Origin of the sequence: Pseudomonas boreofloridensis (genome assembly GCF_030580795.1) — a bacterium.
In the GTDB taxonomy this organism is placed as follows: Bacteria; Pseudomonadota; Gammaproteobacteria; order Pseudomonadales; family Pseudomonadaceae; genus Aquipseudomonas; species Aquipseudomonas boreofloridensis.
In genome coordinates this window covers 244,952-270,341 of sequence record NZ_JAUQOQ010000006.1, presented here as the reverse complement: position 1 = coordinate 270,341, position 25,390 = coordinate 244,952, and the positions used below count along the sequence as shown (strand labels likewise).

22 protein-coding genes are annotated in these 25,390 nt (G+C 64.1%); 3 read left to right on the top strand and 19 right to left on the bottom strand.

The window, feature by feature from the left end; all coding sequences use genetic code 11:
• Window positions 1-9: 9 nt before the first annotated feature.
• Complete coding sequence (locus Q6A47_RS10110) at window positions 10-1,329, top strand: LLM class flavin-dependent oxidoreductase (RefSeq protein WP_304484224.1); 1,320 nt, start codon at window positions 10-12, stop codon at window positions 1,327-1,329.
• A 72-nt stretch (window positions 1,330-1,401) separates the two neighbouring features.
• Here the strand turns inward: Q6A47_RS10110 and Q6A47_RS10105 are convergent, their stop codons facing one another.
• From Q6A47_RS10105 to Q6A47_RS10070, 8 genes are all read right to left on the bottom strand, one after another.
• On the bottom strand, window positions 1,402-2,502 hold the full coding sequence (locus Q6A47_RS10105; protein WP_304484223.1) for an LLM class flavin-dependent oxidoreductase: 1,101 nt from the start codon (window positions 2,500-2,502) through the stop codon (window positions 1,402-1,404).
• An 80-nt stretch (window positions 2,503-2,582) separates the two neighbouring features.
• On the bottom strand, window positions 2,583-4,202 hold the full coding sequence (locus Q6A47_RS10100) for a dipeptide ABC transporter ATP-binding protein (RefSeq protein WP_304484222.1): 1,620 nt from the start codon (window positions 4,200-4,202) through the stop codon (window positions 2,583-2,585).
• On the bottom strand, window positions 4,199-5,113 hold the full coding sequence (locus Q6A47_RS10095; RefSeq protein ID WP_116888304.1) for an ABC transporter permease: 915 nt from the start codon (window positions 5,111-5,113) through the stop codon (window positions 4,199-4,201). The genes Q6A47_RS10100 and Q6A47_RS10095 overlap by 4 nt, the downstream gene beginning before the upstream one ends.
• A 1-nt stretch (window position 5,114) precedes the next feature.
• Window positions 5,115-6,065 (bottom strand): ABC transporter permease, encoded by a 951-nt coding sequence (locus Q6A47_RS10090; protein WP_304484221.1) that lies wholly within the window; start codon window positions 6,063-6,065, stop codon window positions 5,115-5,117.
• Window positions 6,062-7,681: an ABC transporter substrate-binding protein gene (locus Q6A47_RS10085; protein ID WP_304484220.1), complete on the bottom strand. Its 1,620-nt coding sequence runs from the start codon at window positions 7,679-7,681 to the stop codon at window positions 6,062-6,064. The genes Q6A47_RS10090 and Q6A47_RS10085 overlap by 4 nt, the downstream gene beginning before the upstream one ends.
• 50 nt (window positions 7,682-7,731) lie before the next feature.
• A complete protein-coding gene (locus Q6A47_RS10080; RefSeq protein ID WP_039577834.1) occupies window positions 7,732-8,526 on the bottom strand; it encodes a class II aldolase/adducin family protein in 795 nt (264 codons plus the stop codon).
• A 57-nt stretch (window positions 8,527-8,583) separates the two neighbouring features.
• On the bottom strand, window positions 8,584-9,717 hold the full coding sequence (locus tag Q6A47_RS10075; protein ID WP_304484219.1) for an acyl-CoA dehydrogenase family protein: 1,134 nt from the start codon (window positions 9,715-9,717) through the stop codon (window positions 8,584-8,586).
• Between the two features lie 136 nt (window positions 9,718-9,853).
• On the bottom strand, window positions 9,854-10,747 hold the full coding sequence (locus tag Q6A47_RS10070) for a LysR family transcriptional regulator (RefSeq protein ID WP_039577840.1): 894 nt from the start codon (window positions 10,745-10,747) through the stop codon (window positions 9,854-9,856).
• A 199-nt stretch (window positions 10,748-10,946) separates the two neighbouring features.
• On the opposite strand from Q6A47_RS10070, the gene Q6A47_RS10065 reads away from it, so the two are divergent.
• Both Q6A47_RS10065 and Q6A47_RS10060 read left to right on the top strand, forming a co-directional pair.
• Complete coding sequence (locus Q6A47_RS10065) at window positions 10,947-11,912, top strand: ABC transporter substrate-binding protein (protein ID WP_304484218.1); 966 nt, start codon at window positions 10,947-10,949, stop codon at window positions 11,910-11,912.
• A 16-nt stretch (window positions 11,913-11,928) separates the two neighbouring features.
• Window positions 11,929-12,885, top strand: a complete 957-nt coding sequence (locus Q6A47_RS10060) for an aliphatic sulfonate ABC transporter substrate-binding protein (protein WP_304484217.1) — start codon at window positions 11,929-11,931, stop codon at window positions 12,883-12,885.
• Window positions 12,886-12,926: 41 nt separating this feature from the next.
• Here the strand turns inward: Q6A47_RS10060 and Q6A47_RS10055 are convergent, their stop codons facing one another.
• The 11 genes from Q6A47_RS10055 to Q6A47_RS10005 form a co-directional block, all read right to left on the bottom strand.
• Window positions 12,927-14,009 carry a protein-glutamate methylesterase/protein-glutamine glutaminase gene (locus Q6A47_RS10055; protein WP_304484216.1) on the bottom strand — a complete coding sequence of 361 codons (1,083 nt, stop codon included), beginning with the start codon at window positions 14,007-14,009 and terminating at the stop codon, window positions 12,927-12,929.
• On the bottom strand, window positions 13,972-14,505 hold the full coding sequence (gene cheD, locus Q6A47_RS10050; protein ID WP_029612029.1) for a chemoreceptor glutamine deamidase CheD: 534 nt from the start codon (window positions 14,503-14,505) through the stop codon (window positions 13,972-13,974). Before cheD ends, Q6A47_RS10055 begins: the two co-directional genes overlap by 38 nt.
• Window positions 14,502-15,311 (bottom strand): CheR family methyltransferase, encoded by an 810-nt coding sequence (locus Q6A47_RS10045; protein WP_304484215.1) that lies wholly within the window; start codon window positions 15,309-15,311, stop codon window positions 14,502-14,504. Before Q6A47_RS10045 ends, cheD begins: the two co-directional genes overlap by 4 nt.
• A gap of 9 nt (window positions 15,312-15,320) precedes the next feature.
• Entirely contained in the window at window positions 15,321-15,860 is a 540-nt protein-coding gene (locus Q6A47_RS10040; protein WP_039577851.1) for a chemotaxis protein CheW, read from the bottom strand.
• 35 nt (window positions 15,861-15,895) lie between these two features.
• On the bottom strand, window positions 15,896-17,551 hold the full coding sequence (locus Q6A47_RS10035; RefSeq protein ID WP_304484214.1) for a methyl-accepting chemotaxis protein: 1,656 nt from the start codon (window positions 17,549-17,551) through the stop codon (window positions 15,896-15,898).
• A gap of 30 nt (window positions 17,552-17,581) precedes the next feature.
• Window positions 17,582-19,621: a chemotaxis protein CheA gene (locus Q6A47_RS10030; RefSeq protein WP_304484213.1), complete on the bottom strand. Its 2,040-nt coding sequence runs from the start codon at window positions 19,619-19,621 to the stop codon at window positions 17,582-17,584.
• A gap of 42 nt (window positions 19,622-19,663) precedes the next feature.
• Complete coding sequence (locus Q6A47_RS10025) at window positions 19,664-19,948, bottom strand: STAS domain-containing protein (RefSeq protein ID WP_295482042.1); 285 nt, start codon at window positions 19,946-19,948, stop codon at window positions 19,664-19,666.
• Between the two features lie 23 nt (window positions 19,949-19,971).
• The gene (locus Q6A47_RS10020; protein WP_029612024.1) at window positions 19,972-20,340 is read right to left on the bottom strand and encodes a response regulator; all 369 of its coding nucleotides are present in this window, start codon (window positions 20,338-20,340) and stop codon (window positions 19,972-19,974) included.
• A gap of 10 nt (window positions 20,341-20,350) precedes the next feature.
• Window positions 20,351-21,262, bottom strand: a complete 912-nt coding sequence (locus Q6A47_RS10015; protein WP_369811456.1) for a methyl-accepting chemotaxis protein — start codon at window positions 21,260-21,262, stop codon at window positions 20,351-20,353.
• Between the two features lie 577 nt (window positions 21,263-21,839).
• On the bottom strand, window positions 21,840-22,901 hold the full coding sequence (locus Q6A47_RS10010) for a hypothetical protein (protein WP_116888315.1): 1,062 nt from the start codon (window positions 22,899-22,901) through the stop codon (window positions 21,840-21,842).
• Between the two features lie 92 nt (window positions 22,902-22,993).
• Window positions 22,994-25,387, bottom strand: coding sequence for a hypothetical protein (locus Q6A47_RS10005; RefSeq protein ID WP_304484211.1), 2,394 nt, complete (start codon window positions 25,385-25,387; stop codon window positions 22,994-22,996).
• Window positions 25,388-25,390: the final 3 nt, after the last annotated feature.

Sequence of the window (25,390 nt, the reverse complement as noted above, 5' to 3'; positions counted from 1 at the left end):
GGACGTCCCATGAGCACACGACAGATCAAACTCGGAGCCCTGACCATGGGCTGCGGCGGCCCAGGTCGACACAACCTGTGGCTCGACCCGGAGCTGCCCGCCGACGCCAGCGTCAACATCGACTGGTACATCGACATCGCCCGGCAGGCAGAAGCTGCGCTGTTCGACCTGATCTTCATCGTCGACAGCCAGTTCATCACCCCCGGCTCACCCTCGCATTACCTCAATCGCCTGGAGCCGTTGACCTTGCTCTCAGCCCTGGCGGTCAGTACCCGCCGCCTGGGGTTGGTCGGCACGCTCACCACCTCCTACAACGCACCGTTCAACGTTGCTCGCCGGCTCGCCTCACTGGACCTGATCAGCAAAGGCCGTGCCGGCTGGAACGTCGTCACCAGCGGCGACGCCGGCACGGCCGGCAATTATGGGTTGGACGAGCACTACGACTATGACACTCGGTATGCGCGTGCCCAGGAGCATGTGCAGGTGGTCCAGGGGCTGTGGCATTCGTACGAGGAGGATGCGTTTCCTCGGGACCGCAGCCAGGGTCGGTTCCTCGACCCGGCGAAGCTGCATGCCTTGAATCACCAGGGTGCGCACTTCTCGGTGGTCGGTCCGCTGAACATCCAGCGCTCGCCCCAGGGGCAGCCGGTGATCTTCCAGGCGGGCGACTCCGAGCAGGGGCGCGAACTGGGTGCCGCCACGGCCGATGTGGTGTTCACCCACGCCGCCACTCTCGAGCAGGGTCAGGCGTTCTATCGCGATATCAAGGCGCGCGCGGCACGCCTGGGACGCGACCCAGAGCACCTGTTGGTGCTGCCCGGCGCAGAGATCTACGTGGGCGATACGGACGAGCAGGCGCGTGAGATCGAGCGCCACTATCACCAGGCCGACCACAGCTTCGAACTGGCGCTCAAAGAGTTCGGGCGTAACTTCGGCTGGCATGACTTCAGTCAGTACGACCTGGACGCCCCGTTTCCCCAGCAGAGCCTGGAGGCTGCGCGCAGCAGTTTCTTCACCAATGCCAAGCGCATTGCCGACCAGGCCCGTGAGCGGGGGTTCAGCCTGCGCCAGGCGGTGGAGTTCGGCCGCCAGTTGCGCCCGGGTGCCTTCGTCGGCTCGGCCCAGACCGTGGCGGCGAAGATGGCCGACTGGTTCGAAGCGCGTGCAGTGGACGGATTCAATATCTACATCGGTCATCCCGGGCAGTTCCGCCGATTCACCGAGCAGGTAGTGCCCTTGCTGCAGGAGCGAGGTGTCTATCGCACGGCCTATGAAGGGACGACCTTGCGCGAAAGCCTGGGCCTGCCGATACCGCGCTTCAGCCGATAGAAGCCGGGCCGCCAGGCGACCTTGTGCCCATGAGCCCGCTGGGAAGTCCCGGCGGGCTCATGGGCACATCCTTCAGGCGCGGCGAGCGCTGCGGCTCTTCTCGTACTGCGCAACCTTGTCACGGATCCGTGGGATCAAGTCCTGGCCGTATTCCACGGCATCGCGCAGTTGCTCGAAACCCCGGAACAGGAACGTGCTCACACCCAGTTCGTAGTACGCCAGCGCCGCCTCGGCGACCTGCTCAGGCGTACCCACCAGCGAGGTGGAATTACCGGCGCCACCGCCCAGGGCGGCGATCTCGGTCCACAACCGGGTGTCGTGCACTGTGCGCTGGCTGGCAAGTTGCACCAGGCGCTCGGAGCCCACGTTGCTCTTGCCGAAGTTCTTTTCGCGGCGGTTGCCCTGGCGGATGCCGATGCGCTGCCTGGCGTCGGCCAGAATGCGCTCGGCGCGGGCCCAGGCTTCGTCTTCGGTGGCGCCGAGGATCGGTCGCAAAGAAAGGCTGAAGCGGATGTGCTGCTCGCGGCCATAGCGGGCCGCGGCCTGGCGGACCTGGGCGATGCGTTCGCGGACCTGTGCCAGTGGCTCGCCCCACATCATGTACACGTCGGCGTGCTTGGCCGCGACGTCCACTGCAGCGTCCGAGGCGCCGGAGAAGTACACCGGCAGCCTGGCCACCGGCTTGACCAAGGTGAGGTTGTCCTGCACGCGGTAGTGCGGGCCGTGGTGATCGAACGGCGCGGTCTGGGTCCAGGTGTTGCGCAGAACCTCGAGATACTCGTCGGTACGGGCATAGCGAGCATCCTTGTCGAGGAAGTCGCCGTCGCGTTGCAGGTCGCCGCTGTCGCCCCCGGTGATCACGTTGATCGAAGCGCGGCCACGGCTGAGCTGGTCAAGGGTGGCGAACTGGCGCGCGGCGAAAGTCGGCGCCTGGAAGCCGGGGCGGTGCGCGACCAACAGGCCGATGCGTTCGGTCAATGCCGCCACGTAGGTGGCGAGGATCATCGAGTCTGGCGCGCTGGTGTTGACTGCCAGCAACGCCTTGTCGAAACCGGCGTATTCCTGGGCCTGGGCGAACGCCTTGATGAACTCGAGGTCGACTAGCGGGCCGCGTGGGGCCTGCGATTCGCTGCTTTCCTGGGGGCCGATGAGGCCGATGAATTCGAGGCTCATACCGTAGTGCTCCTGTTATCGAAAAGGGTCTTGGGTCAAGGGCGCGCGCTATCGCTTGCCCGCAGTACTCGGCGTAGCGGTCAGACCGCTACAGGCAACACGCTGCGCGAGTGTCCTGGTATCGCCTCGATCAATGCCCGTGTGTAGTCGCTGGAGGGGCGGCTGAACACCTGCGCCGCCGGCCCTTGCTCGACCACGTGCCCGCGCTGCAGCACCAGGACCTGGTCGGCCACGCTCGCCACAACCGCCAGATCGTGGGACACCAGCACATAGGCCATGCCCAGATCGCGCTGCAGCTCATCGAGCAGGGCGAGAATCTGCGCCTGTACCGAAACGTCCAGCGCGCTGACCGGCTCGTCGAGCAGCAGCACCTCAGGCTTCAGCGCCAAGGCGCGAGCGATGGCGACCCGTTGGCGTTGCCCGCCTGATAATTCCCGGGGCAGGCGATCGAGAAACGCCACGGGCAGGTGCACGCGCGCGATGAGTTCGCGGGCCTTGAGTTCCAGGGCCTGGCCCTTGAGCAGCCCGAACGACACCAGCGGCTCGACGAGGCTGTCGAACACGGTGAAGCGCGGATCGAGCGCGGCGAAGGGGTTCTGCTGCACCAGTTGAATGCGTCGACGCAGCGGGCGGAGCTGGCGCCAGCTGTAGTCGCTGACATCCTGGCCGAACCACTCGACGCGTCCCTGATCAGGCCTTTCCAGACCCAGCGCAATGCGCAGCGCAGTGCTCTTGCCCGAACCCGATTCGCCGACGATGGCCAGCGTCTGCCCGGCGTGGACCTCCAGGCTCAGCCCGTGCAAGGCGGTGAGGGGCGTATCCTGCCCTGGCAACGCGAAGCGTTTGCCCACCGCGTCCAGACGCAGCATTGGGCGCTGTAAGGTGATCTGTTGCGGCCTGTGGCGCGGCACGAAAGCAGGCGCTGCGTCGAGCAGACTGCGGGTGTAGGGCTGCTGTGCACCCCACAATATCTGTCGGGGCGTACCCTGCTCGACACAGTGGCCCTGGCGCATCACCAGCAGCCGGTCGGCGCGATCACAGGCCATCCCCAGGTCATGGGTGATGATCAGCAGCGAGATGCCGCGCTCGGCGACCAGTTGTTGCAGGTGGTCGAGGATGCGGCGCTGCACCGTCACGTCCAGTGCGCTGGTGGGCTCGTCGGCGATGATCAGCCGAGGCTCGCCGGCCAGGGCGATGGCGATCAACACCCGTTGACGCATCCCGCCAGACAGTTCGTGGGGGTACTGGCGAGCGCGTACTGAGGGCTCGTCGAGGCCGACCTGGTTCAGCAGCGCGAGCACGTCGGCCTCCAGACCCGGGTAGCGCCGGCCACGGGCCAGGAGCAGGGCTTCGGCGATCTGCCAACCAATGCGCAGCGTGGGATTGAGGCTCACCATCGGGTCCTGCGGCACCAGGCCGATGGCGCGTCCGCGCAACTGCTGCCAGGTACGCTCGCGGGCCTGGGCCCTGTCGATGCCGTCGATCCGCAGTTGTCCGTGGTCGATGCTGGCAGTGCCCGGCAGCAGTCCAAGCAAGGCGTTGGCCAGGGTCGACTTGCCGCAGCCGGACTCCCCGACGATGGCCAGCGTTTCGCCCTGGTCAAGGCTGAACGACAGCCGGCGTACGGCGTGCGTGCGCTGCCCGGCGACGGTGTAGCTGATATCCAGTTCGTGTACGTCGATCAAGGCTTGCGTACTCATCGGGCATGCTCCTCGGCGCTACGCGCCAAGTGATTGAGGCTGAACACCACGACCACGACGAACAGGCCCGGCAACAGCGACACCCAGGGCGCGGTGATCAGGAAATGACGGCCATTGGCAATGAGCGTGCCCCATTCCGCTGCAGGCGGTGCGGCGCCAAAGCCAAGGAAACTCAGTCCTGCGGTGGCCAGGATCGCGGCACCGAAATCCAGCGTCGCAAGCACTGCCACCGGGCCCCAGGCATTGGGTAGCACATGGCGCAGCAACGTGCGCAGCCAACTGGCGCCACCCAGCCGGGCGGCCTCCACATAGGGCAGGGTTTTGATGCGCAGTACTTCGGCCCGTGTGGTACGCGCAAAGCCTGGAACGATGCCGATGCCCACGGCGATGGCGACGGGCACCGTACCGAAACCGATGGCGGTGACGATCGCCAGCGCCAGCAGCAGGCCAGGCAACGCCAGCAACACATCGATCAGGCGCATCAGCGCGGCATCGAGGCGTGCGCCGGCAAAGCCTGCCAGCGCGCCCAGGCCCAAGCCGCCGACCAGCGCAATCGTCACCGCCAGCAGTGCCGCCAGCACCGACAGGCGCGCACCGTAGATCACTCGCGCATACAGGTCACGGCCCAACTCGTCGGTCCCGAACCAGTGGACCAGGCTGGGCGCGCTGAGCTTGTCGGCGGGCGACGTGGCGTAGGGGTCGAAGCTGCTCAGCCATTGCGGGACCAGTGCCGCGAGTAAGGCAAACAGCACGATCAGCAGCGCCAGGCTGACACTGGGCCTGCGCAGCAGCGCGATCATGGCCTGTCGGGTCCGCTGCAGGCGCGTGCGGCGCTTCCAGAGGTGGCAAGCGCGATCGGAATCAACGGCATGCCTGGCGTCGAGCCGAGGATGCGATAGGTCAATGGTCATTTCAGCTCACCTTGGCCGTAGGGCTGATGCGTGGGTCGAGCCAGGGGTAGAGCAGGTCGACGATCAGGTTCACCGCCACGAAGGCAGCGGCCGCTACCGCGACGATCGCCAGCACCACGGGAATGTCCTGGCGCAGCACCGCCTCCTGGGCCAGGCGCCCGACGCCGTTACGCGAATAGATGGTCTCCACCAGCACTGCACCGGACACCGTGTTACCGACCTGAAGGCCTACCAGCGTCAGCAGCGGCAAGGCTGCGTTGCGCAGGCCATGGCGAGCCTGCACCTGAGCCCGGCTCAGCCCTTTGGCGAACGCGGTGACGATGTAGGGTTGCTGCCATACACCTTGAAAACCTCGCTGCAGCACTTGGGCATACAGGGCCGCGCTGGGGATCGCCAAGGTGATAGCAGGCAGCACCAGGCTGGCAAACCCCTGGCTGCCGGTGGCCGGAAACCAGTCCAGGGCGAAGGCGAACACCTGGATCAGCAGCAACCCCATCCAGAACACCGGGATCGAGAAACCCAGCGACGGCAGGCGCGCCAGTGCGGTTTTCAGCGGCCGGTACTGCACGTAGGCGGTCAGATAGGCCAGCCCGATGCCGGCTACCAGCGACAGGACGATGGCGCTACCGGCCAGGGCCAGGGTCTGAGGCAGCCGCTCGGCCAGTAGCCCGCTGACAGGACGGCCCAGCGACAACGACTGCCCCAGGTCGCCGTGCACGGCGCGCCGGAGCAGATCGGCATATTGTGCGAACACCCCTTTATCCAGCCCGTAGTAAGCCCGAGCCTTGGCCAGGTCTTGCGGCGACAAACCATCGGCTTCCATGCCTGATGCGCTGAGCATGATCGCCAAGGTATCGCCCGGCAGCAGGTAGAGAATGAAGTAGGTGGCGGTGTAGGCGCCCCAGAGCACCAGCAGGGCCTGGCCGATACGGCCGATGAGGTAGCGTGTCATGGCTGCCCCACCTGGATGTCGCCCAACAGCGCGAAGCCTTCTGCCGTCCAGCGAAAATCCTTGATCCGGGGGGCGGTCGCAGCCTGCCACACGCGTTCGTACAGTGGAAACGCCGAGGCCTGGTCGATCAGCAGGTCCTGCAACTGGCCGTAGGCGTGGGCGCGTTGCGCGTCCTGGGTCGCGGTCATGCCGTTGTCGAACAGGGTCTGGGCCTGGGTCAAAACGGCGGGTTCGTAGAGGTTGGTGGCCAATGTGGCGCTGTTGGCTGCACGTGGATCGAGAATGGTCTGCAGGATGATCGGGTCGGCGCGGGTCATGTAGGTCGACGTCAGGTCGTAGTTGCCGGACGCGTTGCCCGCGACCCACTCGGCACGCGTGAGCACGTTGAGCTTGAGGTCGATGCCGACCTTGCGCAGTTGGTCCTGTACCAGCACGTCACCCGCGCTTTCGGCCGGCGTCAGGTTGTAGCGCAGGGTCAGGCGTTGGCCGTTCTTGTAACGGTAACCATCGGACCCTGTATGCCAGCCAGCAGACTCGAGCAGTTGCTCAGCGCCTCGGGGGTCATGGGCAAGCTTGTCGCTTTGCGGTTTGAAGTAGGGCGTGGTGACGTCGTACACCCCGCTCACCACCGGGAAGCGGGCATTGAACACGGTGTGGGCGTAGCCGGTGCGGTCGATGGCTTTCTGCACGGCCAGGCGTAATTGGCGGTCACCCAGCAGACGACCGTTGCGCGTATTGGGATAAAGATTCAGCGCAGGGCCCGGCAGTGATCGGCTTTGAATGGTGGCGCCCTTGGACTGAAGCAAGGTCAGGTCGACTTCCGAAAACGGATTGCGCGGCCACAGGATGTCGACCTTGCCCTGCAGGAACAGGCCGTTGCGTACGCTTTCCTCGGGGATGTAGCTGATTTGCACCGCCTCCATATACGCAGGCCCCGGATTGCGCGCGTTGGCCGATGGCCAGGCATAGTCGGCACGTCTGACCAGGCGCGCGCCGACTTCCGGGGTGTACTGCTCAAGGATGAAAGGGCCGGTGCCGATGATCTGGCCTGACGAGCGCTGCTGGGCACTCAACCGGTAGCTGGCCGGCGCGAGAATCGAGAGGTTGGTGGTGGAGGTGGCTTGCAGGAAACCGGCATTGGGCCTTGCCAGGGTCAGGCGAACGGTGAAGTCGTCGATCACTTCGGCATGGTCGTAGCCAGCCAGATACGTCGCGCCGAAGGTAGCGGGCAACTGCGCGGCAAAGGCCTTGTTGCTGTCGAAGGCGGTTTTCACCGCCTGGGCGTCGAAACGCTCACCGTTGCTGAAGCTCACGTCCTGACGCAGATGGAAGGTGTACTTCAAGGCGTCGCTGCTGATCTCCCAGCGTTTGGCCAGCCAGGGAATGATGCGACCGGTCTGCGGATCCTGGTCGGTCAGCGACTCGGCGACGTTGCGCAGCAGCACCCGGTGTTCCAGCCAGTAGACCTGGAAAGGATCGAGGCTGACCAACGTGGTGTTGTCGCCCCAGAAGGCGATGCTCAACGTCTTGCTGACCGCGCTGTCGTCGGTCGGTGAGCAGGCGGCAAGCGTCATGGCCAGGGCGCTGCTGGCCAGCAGGCGAAGGAATGAAGGCATGGAGCGGTCCTTGATAGAGAGTCGGGGCGGCAGAAGGCGGTTGCGATCGATCAGTCCTGGTAATCGAGGCCTTCGCGGTCCAACTGGCGAATGAGCGCGTCCCAATGCCGCTGGATGCTTTCGCCCTTGCCATCGGAAAAGCGCTTGGATTGCTCGTGCACCTTGGCGATGGCCGCAGGCGAGGCATGCAGGAGCTGATCGTTGCCGCCGGCCTGGGCCGCGATCTGGATAGCGCAGGCCCGCTCCAGGCCATGCAGTTCGCGAAACGCGTGCTCGACGCTGATGCCGCCGGTGAGCAGACCATGGTTGCGCAGGATAAGGATATTGCTGTGGCCCAGATTAGCGACCAGCCGCTGTTGCTCGTCCAGATCCAGGGCCACGCCTTCGTAGTCGTGGTAGGCCACGCGGCTGTAGTAGGCCAGGGCGTGCTGGGAGATCGGCAACAGACCGTCACGCTGGGCCGAAACCGCGGCTCCATCGCGGGTATGGGTGTGCAGCACGGCGGCGAGGTCTGGGCGGGCGCGGTGGATGGCGCTGTGGATCACATAGCCTGCCTGGTTGATGCCCAGGCCCGAGGGGTCGTCGATGAGCGTACCGTCCACATCGACCTTGACCAGGTTCGAGGCGGTGATCTCGTCGAACAGCAGGCCGAAAGGATTGATCAGGAAATGCTCATGCGGCCCGGGCACCCGGGCGGAGAAATGCGTGTAGATGTGATCGGTCCAGCGAAACAGGGCGGCAAGGCGGTAGGCAGCAGCCAGCTTGACCCGCACCTCCCACTCCTGGGCGCTGACTCGATCTCGTACAGGTTCGAGGCGGGCGGAAACGGCAGACAGTGAGCTCATGAAGGTTCTCCGGTAATCAGGCGTATTGAGTGGTGTGGCGCAATGCGTTCGAACGGCTCAGGGTGGTTCGGGCATGAGCGCCGCGCGACCGACCTGGCCGAACACCGTGTCGTCCTGGGGGGTGTGGATCCGGCTGCAGAGCACATCACGGTAGTGCCGCTCCAGGGCGTTGCGCCGTGACAAGCCAGGATTGCCCGCGGCCTCGATGGCCAGCTCGACCGCCTTGATGGCGTTGCTGCTGACCAGGTGCTTGAGCTGCCCGGCGTGGGCCTGATCGACCTGTCCAGCGGCGGCCGACTCGAGCAGGGTGTGGCTGGCGAACAACAGCGTGTCGATACGACCGAGCACGTCCTGAAAGCGCGGCAGGCTGGCCAGCGGCGCACCCAGATGGGAAGGGATGCGTTGCGTGAAAAAGTTCGCCAGCCAGTCACGCGCAGCGCGGGCAACGCCGTCGTAGACCGTCGGTAGCAACACGGCCATCCACAACAGGCCCTGTCCATCGAGTTCGGTTTTCGGCGCACTGGCCGGGCTGACGCTGACGGCGTGGTCCAGGGGAATCAACACCTCGTCGAACCGCACCTGATGGCTGCAGGTGGCGCGCATGCCCAGGTGATCCCAGTCGTCGAGGATGGTGATGCCGGGCGAGTCGCGATGGACCAGGAAGCCACCGACCAGTGGATCGGCGTCGTCGCTGCGGGCCCACACCAGCAGCCAGCTGAGGCCGTGGCTACCGGTGGAATAGATTTTGCGTCCATTCAGGCGCCAACCTTCGGCGGTGCGCCGTGCGACGGTGGCCGGAAGTCCGCCTCTAGCCGGCGTTCCCAGCTCAGGCTCGACGCGCAGGGCGTTGATCAGCGCACCCTGTTGCACGGCCTCACGGGCCACGCGCTCACGCAGATGGCGTGGCCAGCGCCTGTCGTCCTGCAGCCGGGCGTGTTGCAGGTATTGCATGACCAGGATCAGCGCGGTCGCTGGGTCGCCCTGGGCGACGGCTGAAATCACACGGCGTGCGCACGCCAGGTCTGCGCCTGCGCCGCCGAGGATGCGGGGTACGGTGAGGGCGAGCAGGCCGTGGCGCTGCAATAGAGCGATGTTGTCTTCAGGGAAACGGGCACTTCGGTCATAGCGCTCAGCGTTGGCAGCCAGCGCTTGGGTCAGCTCGGCCAGGACGCTGTCTGAGGGGTGACTCATGGGCTCTCATCCCTGAAATACGGTGGCGATGCTAAGACCGTATTCGTATGAATGATCGCTGTAAAAGTCTTTTTAGTTCTATGCTAATTATTTAAATAAGGAATCTAGTCGAAATCACATTATGTTCAAAACGCATTTATTGATCGGCTAGCCGATGCCCCGCGACCTCACCGAACAGTTCCACCGGCTCTTGAAAGCTTCCAAGGTAGCGCGGGTGGAACAGCCAGAGATCTACGTGCGGCTTGAAGTCGGTGATGTTCAGCACATCGAGCGCGTCACGGTGGCTGCTCATGCGCAACAGCGGCTCAGGCACGAGCCCCAGGCCCTGGCCGCTGGCAACCAGCCCCAACTGCAGCTCGGTGCCGAAGGTTTCCAGATTAATCTTCAGGTTCAACCCCAACTCGCTCAATGCCCGCTGCAAACCGGCCCGGAAGCCGCAGCCATCGGGGTTGAGGACCCAGCCACGGGCGTAGCAGTCCCTGAGCTTGCAGTTGCGCTTAGCGGCATTGCTCTTGGCTTCCACCACTTTCAGCGGCATGCGCGCTATCGATCGACTGGCGATACCTTCCGGGAAAATCTTGCCTGGCGGAAACAGTGCGGCTGCGGCATCCAGTTCGCCGTTTTCCATGCGCGCGATCAGGCTGCTACCCCAGCCACTGGTGACTTGGGTCCGCAACTGCGGATAGGCCTCTCTGATCCGACCCAGGGCATCGAGCAACACGACATCGCCCAGCGTCTGCGGTATGCCCAGGCGCAATGTGCCTGATGGCGCACCGTCGCTGGCCACCAGCTCGCGCAGCGAGTCGATCTCGCGCAGGATCGCTTTGCACTGCGCATAGACGCGCAAGCCCATGGGGGTCGGCTTGAGCGGCTTGGTCGTCCGGTCGAGCAGGCTGGCGCCGAGGTCTTGCTCGAAGTTCTGCACGCGGCGAGTGATCGCCGGCTGGGTGATCTGCAGGGCCTCGGCGGCGAGGTTGGTGGACTGGCACCGGATGACCGCGACGAACGCGTCCATGTCATCGATTTTCATGATCGCGCTCACATGATCGAGTGGAGAAATAACGCATCAGCATAATCATTGGAGTGGACAATGCCATCCCCTACAGCAAGTTAAAGCGAATAATGCATATTAGGATATTCCTAAAATCAATTTAGTTTATTTGACGTACTTCGTTAGAGTCGCTTGGCCTGGACGGCACGATGCCGTCCACCCAGCCCCGAGGAAGTCCATGTCCATTCGATCCACGCTGCTGGCCCTCGCCGTAGCCACCTTGCTGGCCAGCCAGGCAGGAGCCGCCGAGCGACTGACCCTGCGTATTGGCGATCAAAAGGGCAACATGCGCGCCCAATTGGAAGCGGCTGACGCCCTGCGTGACCTGCCCTACGACATTCACTGGGCAGAATTCCCCGCCGCCGCGCCGTTGGCCGAGGCGCTCAATGCCGGTGCCATCGACGCCGGCATCATCGGGGACGCACCGCTGCTGTTCGTGCTGGCTTCGGGGGCACCGGTCAAGGCGATCGCGGTGGACAAATCCGATCCCTACGGTACGGCTTTGCTGGTACTTCCCGAGGCGCCGCTGCACAGCGTTACTGACCTCAAAGGCAAGCGCATTGCCACAGGGCGCGGGTCGATTGGTCATCATCTGGCCCTCAAGGCGCTGGATCAAGCCGGACTGAGCGAAAAAGACGTGGCGTTCAGGTTCCTGGGACCTGTCGATGCCAAGATCGCGCTGGCCAATGGTTCGGTGGACGCCTGGTCCACATGGGAGCCCTATACCGCCCTGGCCGAGGTCAGCGGGCAGGGCAGGGTGCTGGTCAATGGTCGCGGCCTGTCCAGTGGCAACAGTTTTCTTGCGGCGACCGACCACGCCTTGGGCGAGGCGTCGAAGCGTGCGGCGCTGCAGGACTACCTCACCCGTCTGGCCGATGCGCAGGTCTGGGCCAATCAGCACTTGGACAGCTACTCGAAAACCTTGGCCGCAATCATCGGTTTCCCCGAGCAGGCCGCGCGCCTGCAGTTCGAGCGCCGGAAATTGCGCTGGCAGGTGATCGATGCACAGACCGTGGCCGAGCAGCAGGACACCGCCGACTTCTACCACGCCCATGGCCTGATGAACCAACGCCTGGACGTGACCCCGACCTTCGCCACCGGCTTCACGCTTGCCGAGCGCGCCACGTCCACCGCACAGCCTTGATTGGGGAGACCTCGAAATGCCCATCCGCTATCTACGCCAGCTTGGCCTGGCAGTGCTGGCCACTGTATTGCTCCCTGGCATTGCCAGCGCCGAGCAGAGCCTGCGTATCGGTTACCAGAAGTCCTCGACCCTGTTGACGCTGCTCAAGGCCCGAGGCGGCCTCGAGGACCGATTGCGCGCCCAAGGCATCCGCATTACATGGCATGAATTTCCCAGTGGGCTGCCCCTGTTGGAAGCCCTGAACCTGGGCAATGTCGATGTGTCTGCTGATGTCGCCGACACCGTACCGGTATTCACCCAGGCCGCAGGCGCCAGGCTGACCTACTTCGCCCGCGAGACGCCGTCGCCGAAGGCTCAGGCGATACTGGTGCCATCGGATTCGCCGCTTCGCACCCTGGCCGATCTGAAGGGCAAGCGCGTGGCGGTGACCAAGGCCGCCGGCAGTCATTACCTGCTGATCCAGGCGCTGGCCAAGGCCGGCCTGACGTTCAAGGACATCACCCCGGCCTACCTGATCCCCGCCGACGGCCGCGCCGCTTTCGAGAACCACAAGGTCGACGCCTGGGTAACCTGGGATCCCTTCGTGGCCAGCGCCCAGCGGCAGCAGAACGCGCGCATCCTGGCCGATGGTGAAGGGCTTGCCAGCTACCAGCGTTACTACCTGGCGAGCAGCGACTATGCCCAAGCTCACCCTGAGGTCCTGCAACAGGTGTACCTCGCCTTACGCGAAACCGGCGAGTGGACCCAGGCCAATCCGGCAGCGGCGGCGCGCATCCTGGGGCCATTGTGGGGCAACCTGGATAGCACCACCGTGCTACAGGCCAATGCCCGGCGCAGCTACGACGTACAGCCGGTGAAACCGGAAAACCTGGAGGAGCAACAGCGCATCGCCGACGCGTTCCTGCATGAGGGGTTGTTGCCCAAGGCTGTCGATGCGCGGGACGTCAGCGTGTTCGTGCCGAGCACGCCTTGAACGTCGTTCAGTCGACAGCCCAATCACCCTGGCCTTGCCACTCACTTATGCACGATCGCCTGATGAATATCGCCCAGCGCCATGATGCGCTGGGCGGCATTGAGCTTGATGGCTTCCTTGGGCATGCCGAATACCACGCAGCTGGCTTCGTCCTGGGCGACGGTGGCGGCGCCGGCGTCGAGCATCTCTTTAAGGCCGCGTGCACCGTCGTCGCCCATGCCGGTCATGATGATGCCGGTCGCGTTCTTGCCGGCGAAGCGGGCCACGGAGCGAAACAATACGTCGACCGACGGCCGATGGCGGTTCACCAGTGGGCCTTCGACCACCTGGGCGTGATAGTAGGCGCCGCTGCGGGTCACCATCAGGTGCTTGCCCCCCGGCGCGATCAGCGCCAGGCCGGGCAACACCCGGTCATTGTTGCGCGCTTCACGCACTTCGATCTGACAGATGCTGTTGAGCCTTTCGGCAAAGGACGCGGTGAATTTCTCCGGCATGTGCTGCACGATCACCAGGCCCGGGCACACCCTCGGTAGCGCGGTGAGCACCGTTTCCAGTGCCTGAGTGCCACCGGTGGACGTGCCGATGGCGACGATGCGTTCGGTGGTCTGTGCCATGGCCTGGCCGCCCGCGGCGGGCAGGATAGCGTCCGCGCTGAGCTTGCTCGCGGGCGCAGCCATCGGCGCAGGGCGCACCACACGCCTGCCCAGGTTCTTGACATTGGAGTTCGCCGCTGCACGTATCGCCCCAACCAACTCAGCGGCGGACTCCATCAGAAAGCTCTTCAGCCCCGTGGTGGGTTTGGTGATGATCTCCACCGCGCCGGCCGAGAGCGCCTGCAAGGAGGTTTCCGCGCCTTTTTGCGTCAGTGACGAGCAGATCACCACCGGCGTGGGCCGCTCGCCCATGATTTTCCTGAGAAAGGTGATGCCGTCCATGCGCGGCATTTCCACATCCAGCACGATCACGTCCGGCCATTCGCGCGCCAGTTTGTCCATGGCGAAGATCGGATCGGAAGCGGCGCCCATCACGCGGATGTCCGGCGTTTCGTTGAGAATCGCCAACAGCACCTGGCGCACTACAGCCGAATCATCGACCAGCAGTACGCTGATTTTTTTGGTAGGCATCTTTACGCAGGGTTCCCATTGGTTGGTGCCGGACCCAGACATTGCCGGTCCACAGGTCGAAGAGGATGGTGCGGTAGCCGGTGCTGCCCATGTCCTGGGCGGCCAGGTGCAGGTGATGACGTTCGGCCAAGGCCAAGGCTGCACGGATGTTCAGGCTGGCCACGTCCTGATCAGGCAGGTGGCGATGCTGCTCAGGGAACATCTCGCCACCGCCGAACACTTTCACCTGATAGTCACGCGCCCGCGTGCCGTGGGCCCTGGCGTGGCGCAGCAGCAGCTCGAGGGCCTCGTCGGCGTACTTGCCGTCCAGCGGCTGGTCGCGGCGGGTACGGGCCGGCAGCATGAAATGGCACATCCCGCCGATCAGGCGTTGCGGGTGCCACAAGGTGAATGCCACGCAGGAGCCGAGCAGGGTCCGCAACCGCAGCGGGCGCGTGGCGAAGCTGACTTGACCGGGCGCCAGGATCAGTTCGGTGGTTTTCGTGGCTGTTTTCATGGTTTGCGATAGATCGACGGCGCCACCAGCTTCAACGTGTCGTTCACGCCGTGCAGGCTTTCCGAGTGGCTGATGATGAAGTAGCCGCCGGGCTTGAGCTGGGGCAGCAAACGCGCGACCACCTGGCGCTTGGTGGGTTGATCGAAATAGATCATCACGTTGCGCAGGAAGATCACATCGAACTCGCCCAGCCCAGGCAGCGGCTCGTTGAGGTTGACCTGGATGAAATTGACCCGGTTGCGCAGCGACTTGTCGATCAGGAATGTACCTTCCTGGCGGCCAATGCCTTTCAGACAGTACTTGCTCAGCAGCGGCTGGGGCAGGGTACTGGCACGCTCCATGGCGTAGTGCCCGCTGCGCGCCTTGGCCAGCACCTGGGTGCTGATGTCCGAACCGATCACCTCCCAAGGCGTGGTATTCAAGCCTTCGGCCAGGGTCATCGCCAGGCTGTAGGGCTCTTCGCCGGAGGAGCTCGCCGCGCTCCACACCCGAAACACCTTGCCTGGCGCTGCCTTGGGCAGCACCTGCTGGCGCAGGAAGTCGAAGTGCTTGGGCTCACGGAAAAAATAGGTTTCGTTGGTGGTCAGCAAATCCAGGGCCACCTGCAGCTCGCCCTTGCGCTGATCGCCCATGATCAGCTTGAAATAGTCCCCATAGCTGTCCAGCTCATAGTGCTTGAGGCGCTTGAACAGACGCCCGGCCACCAGTGCCTTTTTTGCCGGCGACAGGTTGATGCCGGCTGCGCGGTGCAGCCAGGCCTGGAATTGACCGAACTCCCGGTCGTCGAGTGATGAGGTGTCGGTCATGGTCGCGCCTCACCGGCCTTCGGCTTCAAGCGCCGGCAACTGGCCGGCCTCGGCCAGGCTGGACATCTCATCGATGGACAGCACCTTGTCCACGGCCAGGACGATGACGAACTTGCCATCGACCTTGGCCATGCCGCTGATGAAGTCGGCGCGAATCCGCGCGCCGAAGCTGGGTGGCGGTTCGATCTGCGCGGCCGGTACTTCCTGCACGGCCGAGACGGTATCGACCAGCAGCCCGAGATCCTGGGGCTGCCCCTCCTGAGTGCTGGCCTCGATGATGATCACGCAGGAGCGCCGGGTGATGGTGGAGTTGGGCCGGCCAAAACGCGCCGACAGGTCCACCACCGGCACCACCGCGCCGCGCAGGTTGATCACGCCGCGCACGAAGGCGGGCATCATCGGCACCACGGTCAGGCTGCCGTATTCGATGATCTCCTTGATGCCCAGAATGCCGATGGCGAACATCTCGCCCCCGAGCATGAAGGTCAGGTACTGCCCATCCTCGTCCGCCGCACTGGCGGTCTGACGGGTGGCGATGACTGCGCCCATAGGGTTCTCCTGGTTGGCCCGTGCCAATTCCCTGATCAGAAACGGGTGAACTCCGACTCGTCCGGCGCACCGGCCATGCTGTAGGCGAAGGCCTTGCGCGGTGCCTGCTGGACCGGGCGTGGCGAGGGGCGGGCGAGCTTGCCGCTGCTGTCGACATTGTTGCCCTGCGCCACGGCCTTGGTGGTCGAATCCAGCACGAAGAAACTCATGGCCTGTTGCAACTGCTCGGCCTGGCTGCTCATTTCCTCGGCGGTGGCGGCCAGCTCTTCGCTGCTCGACGCGTTCTGCTGGGTGACTTGGTTGAGCTGGGTCATCGCGGTGTTGATCTGCGCGACGCCTGCGGCCTGCTCCTCGGACGCCGCGCTGATTTCCTGCACCAGGTCGGAGGTCTTGTTGATCGACGGCACCATCTCGTCCAGCAGCTTGCCGGCTTTCTCGGCCATCTCGACGCTGCTCGAAGACAGCTCGCCGATTTCCTGGGCGGCCACTTGGCTGCGCTCGGCGAGCTTGCGCACCTCGGCGGCCACCACCGCGAAGCCCTTGCCGTGCTCGCCGGCCCGCGCGGCCTCGATCGCGGCGTTGAGGGCAAGCAGGTTGGTCTGGTAGGCGATGTCGTCGATGATGCTGATGCGCTGGGCGATCTTCTTCATCGCCACTACCGTCTGCTGTACCGAGTCGCCGCCGTCGGTGGCTTCCTTGGCCGCCTTGCTGGCCATGCCATCGGTGACCTTGGCGTTCTCGGTGTTCTGGTTGATGCTGGCGCTCATCTGCTCCACCGATGCACTGGTTTCCTCGACGCTGGCCGCCTGTTCGCTGGTGGCCTGGCTCATCGACTGCGCAGTGGCGCTGACCTGCTCCGAGGCGCTGGCCAGGTTGTCGGCGGCGTTGCGCACTTCGCCGATGATATGCGCCAGCTTGCCGACCATATTGCGCATGGCATTGAGCACCATGCCGGTTTCGTCCTTCGCACCGGGCTCGATATGGGCACTGAGGTTGCCTTCGGCCAGTTGCTCGGCTGCCGTGGCAGCCTGGCGCAACGGGCGGGCGATGATCCGGGCGATGAACAAGGCCAGGCCCAGGCCGATCAGCAGCGCCGCGATCAACACGGCGATGATCGACCAGCGCGAGCTTTCATACAGGGCGGTGCCCTTGTCACCGGCGGCGGTGGCACCGGCGTCGTTGAGTTCGACCATCTTCTGCAAGTGGCCGGTGACCTCGTCGAAATGGGTCTTGGACTCGCCCCTGATCAGGCTGCGGGCCTCCGCTTCCTGGTTCTGGCGGGACAGCTCGAACAGTCGCGCACTGGCCTTGAGGTACTCGGCCCACGCGCTTTTCACGTTCGACAGCAGTTGCCGATCCTCATCACTGACGATCAGGCCTTCGTAGGTTTCCAGCCGAGTCTCGAATTCCTTGCGTGCATCGGCCGCTTCCAGCTCGGCCTGGGCTTTCTGTTCGGCGATTTCAGTGCCGAGACTGCGGTTTTCCTTCAGGCGATAGTTGGCGGCAAAAAAGCGCATGCCTGCCGCCGCGCGCATCGACGGCATCCAGTTGCTCTTGATGTCCTGCGCCGCCTGGTTGACGGCGCCCAACTGGACGATGGCGAAGACCCCCATTACCGCGGTGAGCGCCAGGACCAGCAAGAACGCGCTGATCAACTTGGTGGATATTTTCAGGTCATAGAACCATTTCATCGGGGAAACCTCCATGGAAGTGCAATAACGTCAACGCGTGGTGCCCGACAGGGCCTGGGACGCCGGAGCCGGGCGGGCTTCCAGTTGTACGATTTGATTGAGCAGGGCAGGGACGTCCAGGATCAGCGCGACCGCACCGCTGCCCAGGATGGTCGAGCCACTGATGCCGCGCAGTGCCCCGAACAGCTTGCCCAGGGGTTTGATGACGGTCTGGAACTCACCGAGCAGTTCGTCCACCACCAGCCCGGCCTTGTGCTCGGCATAGCGCACCACCACGACGTTCTGGCGCCGCGCAGGCGCACCCTCGTGGTTGAAGTGCTCGCGCAGGTCCACCAGCGGCAGTACCTCGCCACGCAAATCCAGGTAGCCCTGGTCGCGCGTCGACACCGGCTGGTGTTCGTCGAGTTCGATGCATTCCTGGACCATGTCCAGCGGGATCACATAGGTGGACTGATCGATCCCGACCAGGAAGCCATTGATGATGGCCAGGGTCAGCGGCAGGCGAATGCGCACCAGCGTGCCCTGGCCGTGACGGCTGTCCAGATCGACGGTGCCGCGCAACAGGGTGATATTGCGCTTGACCACATCCATGCCCACGCCGCGTCCGGAGAGGTCGGTCACCGCTTCGGCAGTGGAGAAGCCCGGCTCGAAGATCAGGTTGTAGATCTCCTGGTCGGTCAGTGTCGCGCCGCTGGCGACCAGGCCGCGCTCCTGCGCCTTGTGCAGAATGCGCTCACGGTTGAGGCCAGCGCCGTCGTCGGCGATTTCGATGACGATGCTGCCGGAGTCGTGATAGGCATTGAGCCTCAGGTGGCCCTTGCTCGGTTTGCCCGCCGCCTGCCGCGCCTGGGCATTCTCGATGCCATGGTCCATGGCGTTGCGCAGCAGGTGCATCAACGGATCGCCGATCTTCTCGACCACCGTTTTGTCCAGCTCGGTTTCAGCGCCGCTGATGATCAACTCGATGTCCTTGCCCAGTTCCTGACTGACATCGCGCACCACCCGACGGAAGCGATTGAAGGTGTCGCCGATGGGGATCATGCGCAGGTGCAGGGCGCTGTCGAGGATTTCCTCGACCAGGCCCGACACGCTGGAGGTGGCTTCCTGCAACGGGTCGTTGTCGCACGAACGGGCCAGCAGGCTCGCTCCGGCGCTGGCGATGACCAACTCGCCCACCAGGTTGATCAGTTCGTCGAGCTTGTCGGCGTTGACCCGCACATAGTTACCGTCGCGGGGTTTGCCTTCGGCAGGCGCCGTCACGCGCTGGGGCGTGCCCGCCAGAGGCGCGACCTCGGCCTGGACGACCAGCTCGGTGCCGGAGACTGGAGCGCTTTCGCTCGCCTCATCGATGCGGCTGATGTGTACGTCACAGTCTTCACGCACGAAATCGAAGACTTCGTTGAGGCTGGCGTAGCCGGCGCTGGAATTCAGATCGAGCTCGAAGCCCAGGTAGCAGCTTTCAGGATCCCAACGGCTCAGGTCTGGAACGCGCTCGGTGAGGGTGCGCAACTGCACGATCTGCCCTAGGGTTTCGAGATAGCGCAGGAAAGACAGCGGGTCCATGCCGTTGCGAAACACGTCCTCGCCGAAACGCAGCGAGATATGCCAGAGCACCTGGCCTTCTTCACTTGCAGCGGAGGGTTCGGTTTCGAGTCCAGTCACCGAGGCATCCACGTGCCGATAGGCATTCAACGCTTGGTGTAACGCGTCTTCGCGCTCAACGGCGGCGGGCGAGAGCGCTTCGCCCCGGCTGGCAACCACCTCGATCAGCTCCAGCATGTGGTCGCCGGATTTGAGCAGTACGGCGATCAGTGCGCCATCGACCGCTATCAGTCCGTCACGCAGCCGGTCGAGTACATCTTCGACGATGTGCGTGAACGTGACGATCGGCGTCAGCCCGAACAGCCCGGCAGAGCCCTTGATGGTGTGGGCGGCACGAAACACCGCGCCGATGGCATCCTCGTCGCCCGGTTCGCTTTCCAGTTGCAGCAAGGATTGCTCCATGGCCTGCAACAGTTCGCGCGCCTCGACGATGAAGGTTTGCAGTGCCTGATCGAGATTGATGCTCACCTGAACGGTCCTTGTCGATGATTGAACAGCGTATGGCGAGGGCTAGACGAGGCAACGACACAGTTGCAACGCCTGTTTGACCGCCTGGCTCTGGTCGGTCAGCGTCAAGGCCGTACCGGCAGCGCTGGCTTCGCGCTGGACGACCGCCAGCAGTTGCACGCCGGCGCCGTCCATTTCCGTGACCTGGGACAGATCGAGCTGCACACGCGCTGTTGCGCCCATCTCGGGCAGCAGCGCAGCGGCCAGCTCGGCCACGGTGTAGATCGTCAGCTCACCGTCGATGACCAGGCGGGCGGTGCCGTCGAGCGTTTCGCGAGTGATAGGCATGCAGGACTCCTGGTCCACGACGCTCAGGGCAGGATCAGTTTGGACACCGCCGCCAGCATCTGCGCCGGCTGGAACGGCTTGACCACCCAGGCTTTCGCTCCAGCGGCCTGGCCCTCGGCCTTTTTCGATTCCTGGGACTCGGTGGTCAGCATGATGATGGGCGTGAACTTGTAGCTGGCCAGCTTCTTCACCTCCTTGACGAAGGTGATGCCATCCATGTTCGGCATGTTCACGTCGCTGATGATCAAGTGCACTTTCTGTCCGGTGAGCTTGCTCAAGGCGTCCTGGCCATCGCGGGCTTCGATCACCTCGTAACCGGCGCTCTTCAGGGCAATGCCCACCACCTGCCGTACGCTGCTGGAGTCGTCGACCACTAATACGTTCTTCGCCATGGTGTACTTCCTAAAAGAAGGTGATGTCTTGGGAATGCTGCTGTTCGGCCGCGTTGCCATGGTGGTTGCGGCGTTGTTCGTCGGTGGCGTAGGTGGCCTCCATGCGCGCCAACCACTGGCGGGCATCGACCGCCACGGCCTGGTCCGGCGCCTGGCTGGCTTGCTGCAGGTGTTCGTGCAAATCGTGCATGTTGTCGCGCACATGACTGAGTATCTGGCTGACACGGTCCTGGAATTGCAGGTTGACCAGCACCTCGGTCATCTCGTCGCGGATGCCGTAGCTTTCCTGCTTCAGCAGGTCGGCCGAGTCGGCCAGGCGCCCGGTGACGCTCTGAAAGCGTTCGAGCACCTGCTGAATGCTGTGCTCGGATTCGCTCACCGAGAGACCGTCCTGCTCGGCGCTGTTGGACGCGGCCTGAACGAGCTGGGTGATGGCGTTGTTGATGATGTCGACCTTGGCCGACATCTGCTGACCGGTTTCGCTGGACTTGCTCGACAGGCTGCGCACGGCATCGGCCACCACCGCGAAGCCGCGTCCGGCCTCACCGGCACGCGCGGCTTCGATGGCTGCATTAAGGGCTAGCAGGTTGGTTTGCGCCGCGATCGCGGCGACATCGGCGGCCATGGTGCGCAGTTCACCCGTGTAGGCGGTAAGGCTGCGGACCTGGGACAGGGTCTGGTCACGGCTGGTCTGCGTGGCCTTGAGCGATTCGATGACCTGGCTCAGTTCGCTGTCGCTGCGCGCCAGCACCTTGAGCGCGCCTTCGGCGTTTTGTCCATCCAGTTCGCCGGCGGCGTGCTGCGAGGCCTGCACGGTGTCCTGCAAGCGCTGGGCGATGCCGGTGAAGCGGTTGGCCAGTGAGACGATCGCTTCTTCGGTCTGCTGACGCGAGCTTTCCACCTGCTTGGCCCAGATCGGCATCGCGCCGAGCAGCACCTCGTCGAGCTGGGCACGCGAAGCTGTGTTGGCCTGCGTTGCCTGCGCCGTGACGTGATCCAGCGCGAATGCCTGCGCACGGCGAATCGCCTCGGCCTGGGATTTCGCGCTCAAGACGCCGACGCCCAGGCCGATCAGCACGAGCACCGTGCAGGCCAGCAGGTTGGCCGTGGAGGTGGATTGCGTGAGCAGCCACACCACTGCGGGCAGCACAGGGATCAAGGCGAACCAGAGAAAACGCGGCTGGGCGGGAGCGGGGAGGAGGGTGGAGTGACGCTGGGTCATGGTTCCGTCCTTGGAAGATGTTTCGGATTTAACGATAGAGGGGTTATCTGCCCTGTGCCCCTGGACTTGAGGTTTTCGAGGCGCCTTCCGTCGGGTTCTTGACAGAGGTATTTCTGACGCACGCACTGAATGGGAAAGGCGAACAGCCGTTGCCTCATGAGCTTCAGCGCAGGATTTGCCCTTCGCAATCTGCGCTAAAGCTCATGAGGCGGTGAGGCCGAATGACGGGAGAGGTGCGTGGGTGCCTCATTTGCGGCGGCGGCAGGCGTGTGCTGTGTCAGGGGAGCGCTTGCAGTGAGACCTTACGCAACCGGCCATCCAGGGCGACCACGCCGCCCGCTGGCGTAGGCAGCGGCCGGCCGGACAGGCCCATGCCCTCGCTGATCAGCACTGCACCTTGCACCAGGCACAGATTCGACGGGGTATCCAGTTCGTGGGCCAGCACGCTCACCGCGCCTGTGTGCAGGTCGCACTGCAGCAGGCGTCCGCTGAAACGGGTGAAGCCGCCATGCACGGCTTCGCCGCTCCAGTCGGCAGCCAACGGTTGCTGCAAGCTGGCGCAGAGCTCCAGGACCAGCACGTTGCCCTGCGCATCGACGGCCAGGCCGGTGGGCAATTGCAGACCATCGATCAGCACCTCGATGTGCCCGTTGTCGGGCCAGACCCGGATCACCTGGCCGGCCTTGTCGGCAAAGTCCACGCCTTTACGCGCCGGGTCGCTGTGCAATTCGCCGGAGAACAGACTGATCAGCACTGCAGTCGTTGCCGGTTCGTATACCAGGGTGACTGGAACGGCCTCCTGGCCCCGGTCCAGGTCCGGCAGATTCACCAGTACCCGCTCCTGCTCGCCGGGACGCAGCGCGACCAGCTCGTTGGTATCGGGCTTGACCGCCAGCCAGCGATGCAGGCCGGGGTGATAGCACAACGCATTGAGGTTGCCTTGGCTGTGACATACCGGCTCGGGCGGACTGAAGCGGAGGTCGAGGAGTTTCGAGCCGGCAACGTAGTCGGTCTGACTGACCAGGCAGCGGCCCTCGCCACAGGCGAGATCCGACAAACCCATGATCTCGTCACGCAGCATGCGTGCCTGCATGTTCATGGCCCGGAAGCCTTCGGCCAGGGTTTCACGCGGCAAATAGCCGCCGGGGGTCTGCGGGTCGGCCGGCAGGCGGCTGATGCGACCGGTGAACGGATCACCGGGCAGGCCCGTGCCGGCTTCGACCAGCAACAGGCTGCCGTCGGCCTCGGCAAGAACCCCGCGAGGGTTGCGCAGGCCTTCGGCGATGATCGAAGTGGGGCGTAGGGTTTGATCAGGGTGCTGCGGGATATGGATCGTCATTGGCCTGTATCCCCTTGAGGCAGGGCTGCTTGAAGTCTGTTCGTTGACCCGGCAAAGCGCAGGGGGGCATCCCTGTCCCCCTGCGCCCGAGGTCAGTTGACCTTCAGATGGTTGTAGTCATCCATGCTCAACGGCTGCGGCGGATACTTCTGCTGCACCAGCTTCTGCGCCCACAGCTCCAGCACCGAGCGACGACTTTGCGGCATGTCCCGAGTGATCGGCATCGCCACGGTGCTTTCTTCCTGGTACGGCTTGCTGATCAGGCGGATCAACTGGTCCACAGCGCCCTCGATACGCGACAGATCGTTGAGCGGCATGTACTTGCCCATGATCGGATAGAGATAGTAGTAGGGCTCGAAAATCCTCGGGTAGATGAAGCTGTCCCAGATGAGCTGCCCCGCATCGCTCTTCTGGTACACCTGGTTCCATTGGTCGACGAACGCCTGCTGCAGCTCCGGCTCCAGCGGCAGCACCCGCAGGGGGGCGAGAAAGTCCACATAGGCGTTGAGATAGTCGAAGCTGAAGACGATGTCGGCCTGGCCGTCCTCGTTGGGGTAGAAACGCAAGGTCGGGAAGCCTGGGCGCTGGCCGGTGACGGTCACGCTGGCGATGCCGTTGCCGTCGGTGGTGATCTGCACGTAGTTGTAGTTCACCTGTTCGTTGGCTGGCGCCTGCAGCGAGCGGGTGGCCGTCTTGGCGTTCTGCAAGGTCAAGCACGCGTTGAGCGAGATGCCGGCCGGGGTCTTGCTGTAATCCTGGTACATGACGTCCGTACCGCCAGTGGCCGAGGCGTCGGTGCACAAGCCCACCAGATTGCGACCCGCGCCGATCGTCACCAAGGCCTCGACCTCGGCGGCCCCGACGAACTGCGGCAAGACTTCGATGTTCTGCCCGCGGTTGGCCGGGAAGTCCTGGAACAGGGTGAAGTTCGGCGTGTTACTGAAGCCCAGGTAATAGCTGGAGGTACCCAGCAGATAAGGGTTGTTGTATTCCGCCACCAGCAGCTGGGTGTTTTTCGCCGCAACGCCGTTTTTCTGCACCATGATCTGCAGGGTTCTGGTTTCGCCCACGTCGATGAAGCTGCCGCTCTGGATCACCTCGGCGGTCCAGGCCACCTGTTTCGAGGCATGGACTCCGGTGGTCTGCTGTTGGAGCGCCAGCGGCGCACCGCTGGTCAATTGCGTCTGCTGGGCCGGGGTGAGGGGGAGGTCGATGATGCCAGCGCGCTGCTCGAACTGGTCCTGCTGGTAGTCGGCGTAGCTGAAATGCGTGACCGGCACGAAGGTGCCGTTCTGATCGATGCCCACGTCGAACGCACCCACATCCAGTTTCTGCGCGATTGGAACAGCGGGATCCTGACCTGCTAGCGGTGTCGCGGGCATGAACGGAAGGGTATTCATCAGGTCCAGTGACAGGGTGTTGTCGTGAACCTGCGCCGAGGCGACGCCCAACTGTATCGTCGGGGGCCGCAGCTTGTACTGCGCAGGCACGGCAATCGCGACGTCGGGCACCAAGCGTACGCCGGCCGGAGCGGTCGGGTACTCGCCGTCGAGCCACAGGCCGAGAACGCCGGAGGTGCAGCTGTAGGCCGGGTTGAAGAAGATGTCCGCAGGGTTGCTCAGGCCTTTCTGGTACAGCTCATGAACCCTGTCCATGTCCACCTTGTTCTGGGACTTGGCATTGATCGGCGGCTGGTCATTGAATACGCCGTTCATGTCGTAGAAGGTCAGGTAGGTGCAGAAACGGAACATCAGGCCCTGGACACCCGGCTGGTCCAACTGTGCCTTGAGGGTCTGGAGCAGCGCCGAGTTGCCCACCACCCAGCTCAGGTTGTCTTTCGGGAAGCAGGTCTGCCACGTGGTGGTGACGTAGTTCAGTCCGCCGAGAGCGCCCCAGTTGAAGTTGAGGAAGCGGTCGAGCATGCGGAATTGGCGCTTGGCCGTCAGGCCGCAGGTGTCGTTGCCCAGCACCAGCCTGTCGAAGTACAGCGCCGTGAAGGTGTTCTGCCAGGGGCTGACGTCGACGAAGCGCGCCGGGCTCGGATTGGTGCTGCCGAACGGGTTGCCATACAGGTTGTAGGGCAGGGTGATCAACGGGTCGTTGTCGACGTAGCCGCCAGTGGGCAGTTCGCCGCCGATGACGGTGGACGTGGTGTCCTTGTAAGTCACCGTACCGCAACCGTTGTCGCCGAATAGATCCCACTCGGCGGGCATCATGATCGGGTGGAGGTTTTGCGGCGAGGGCGCGTTGGGCGGCGCTTGGCGGACATAGTCCGGTGCGTCGTCCAGCGCCTGAGGGGTGATCATCCAATTGGCCAACAGATCGCCGGCATTGTCTGGGTTGATGTTGTAGTGCTGGAGGAACGGCCAGTTCATCTGCATGTTCACCGCGTCGTAGAGCGGGAACATGTCATTGTTGTTCCCGGTTGGCGGGTTCCAGAACATGTGGCCTTTCAGGTAGATACGAGGGAAATTCAGTACGCTCATGTC

Bases quoted from the DNA above. Each gene is read 5' to 3' on its own strand.
- Q6A47_RS10110 (WP_304484224.1), top strand. From the start codon at position 10: ATGAGCACACGACAGATCAAACTCGGAGCCCTGACCATGGGCTGCGGC.
- Q6A47_RS10105 (WP_304484223.1), bottom strand. From the start codon at position 2,502: ATGAGCCTCGAATTCATCGGCCTCATCGGCCCCCAGGAAAGCAGCGAA.
- Q6A47_RS10100 (WP_304484222.1), bottom strand. From the start codon at position 4,202: ATGAGTACGCAAGCCTTGATCGACGTACACGAACTGGATATCAGCTAC.
- Q6A47_RS10095 (WP_116888304.1), bottom strand. From the start codon at position 5,113: ATGACCATTGACCTATCGCATCCTCGGCTCGACGCCAGGCATGCCGTT.
- Q6A47_RS10090 (WP_304484221.1), bottom strand. From the start codon at position 6,065: ATGACACGCTACCTCATCGGCCGTATCGGCCAGGCCCTGCTGGTGCTC.
- Q6A47_RS10085 (WP_304484220.1), bottom strand. From the start codon at position 7,681: ATGCCTTCATTCCTTCGCCTGCTGGCCAGCAGCGCCCTGGCCATGACG.
- Q6A47_RS10080 (WP_039577834.1), bottom strand. From the start codon at position 8,526: ATGAGCTCACTGTCTGCCGTTTCCGCCCGCCTCGAACCTGTACGAGAT.
- Q6A47_RS10075 (WP_304484219.1), bottom strand. From the start codon at position 9,717: ATGAGTCACCCCTCAGACAGCGTCCTGGCCGAGCTGACCCAAGCGCTG.
- Q6A47_RS10070 (WP_039577840.1), bottom strand. From the start codon at position 10,747: ATGAAAATCGATGACATGGACGCGTTCGTCGCGGTCATCCGGTGCCAG.
- Q6A47_RS10065 (WP_304484218.1), top strand. From the start codon at position 10,947: ATGTCCATTCGATCCACGCTGCTGGCCCTCGCCGTAGCCACCTTGCTG.
- Q6A47_RS10060 (WP_304484217.1), top strand. From the start codon at position 11,929: ATGCCCATCCGCTATCTACGCCAGCTTGGCCTGGCAGTGCTGGCCACT.
- Q6A47_RS10055 (WP_304484216.1), bottom strand. From the start codon at position 14,009: ATGCCTACCAAAAAAATCAGCGTACTGCTGGTCGATGATTCGGCTGTA.
- cheD (WP_029612029.1), bottom strand. From the start codon at position 14,505: ATGAAAACAGCCACGAAAACCACCGAACTGATCCTGGCGCCCGGTCAA.
- Q6A47_RS10045 (WP_304484215.1), bottom strand. From the start codon at position 15,311: ATGACCGACACCTCATCACTCGACGACCGGGAGTTCGGTCAATTCCAG.
- Q6A47_RS10040 (WP_039577851.1), bottom strand. From the start codon at position 15,860: ATGGGCGCAGTCATCGCCACCCGTCAGACCGCCAGTGCGGCGGACGAG.
- Q6A47_RS10035 (WP_304484214.1), bottom strand. From the start codon at position 17,551: ATGAAATGGTTCTATGACCTGAAAATATCCACCAAGTTGATCAGCGCG.
- Q6A47_RS10025 (WP_295482042.1), bottom strand. From the start codon at position 19,948: ATGCCTATCACTCGCGAAACGCTCGACGGCACCGCCCGCCTGGTCATC.
- Q6A47_RS10020 (WP_029612024.1), bottom strand. From the start codon at position 20,340: ATGGCGAAGAACGTATTAGTGGTCGACGACTCCAGCAGCGTACGGCAG.
- Q6A47_RS10015 (WP_369811456.1), bottom strand. From the start codon at position 21,262: ATGCCGATCTGGGCCAAGCAGGTGGAAAGCTCGCGTCAGCAGACCGAA.
- Q6A47_RS10010 (WP_116888315.1), bottom strand. From the start codon at position 22,901: ATGACGATCCATATCCCGCAGCACCCTGATCAAACCCTACGCCCCACT.
- Q6A47_RS10005 (WP_304484211.1), bottom strand. From the start codon at position 25,387: ATGAGCGTACTGAATTTCCCTCGTATCTACCTGAAAGGCCACATGTTC.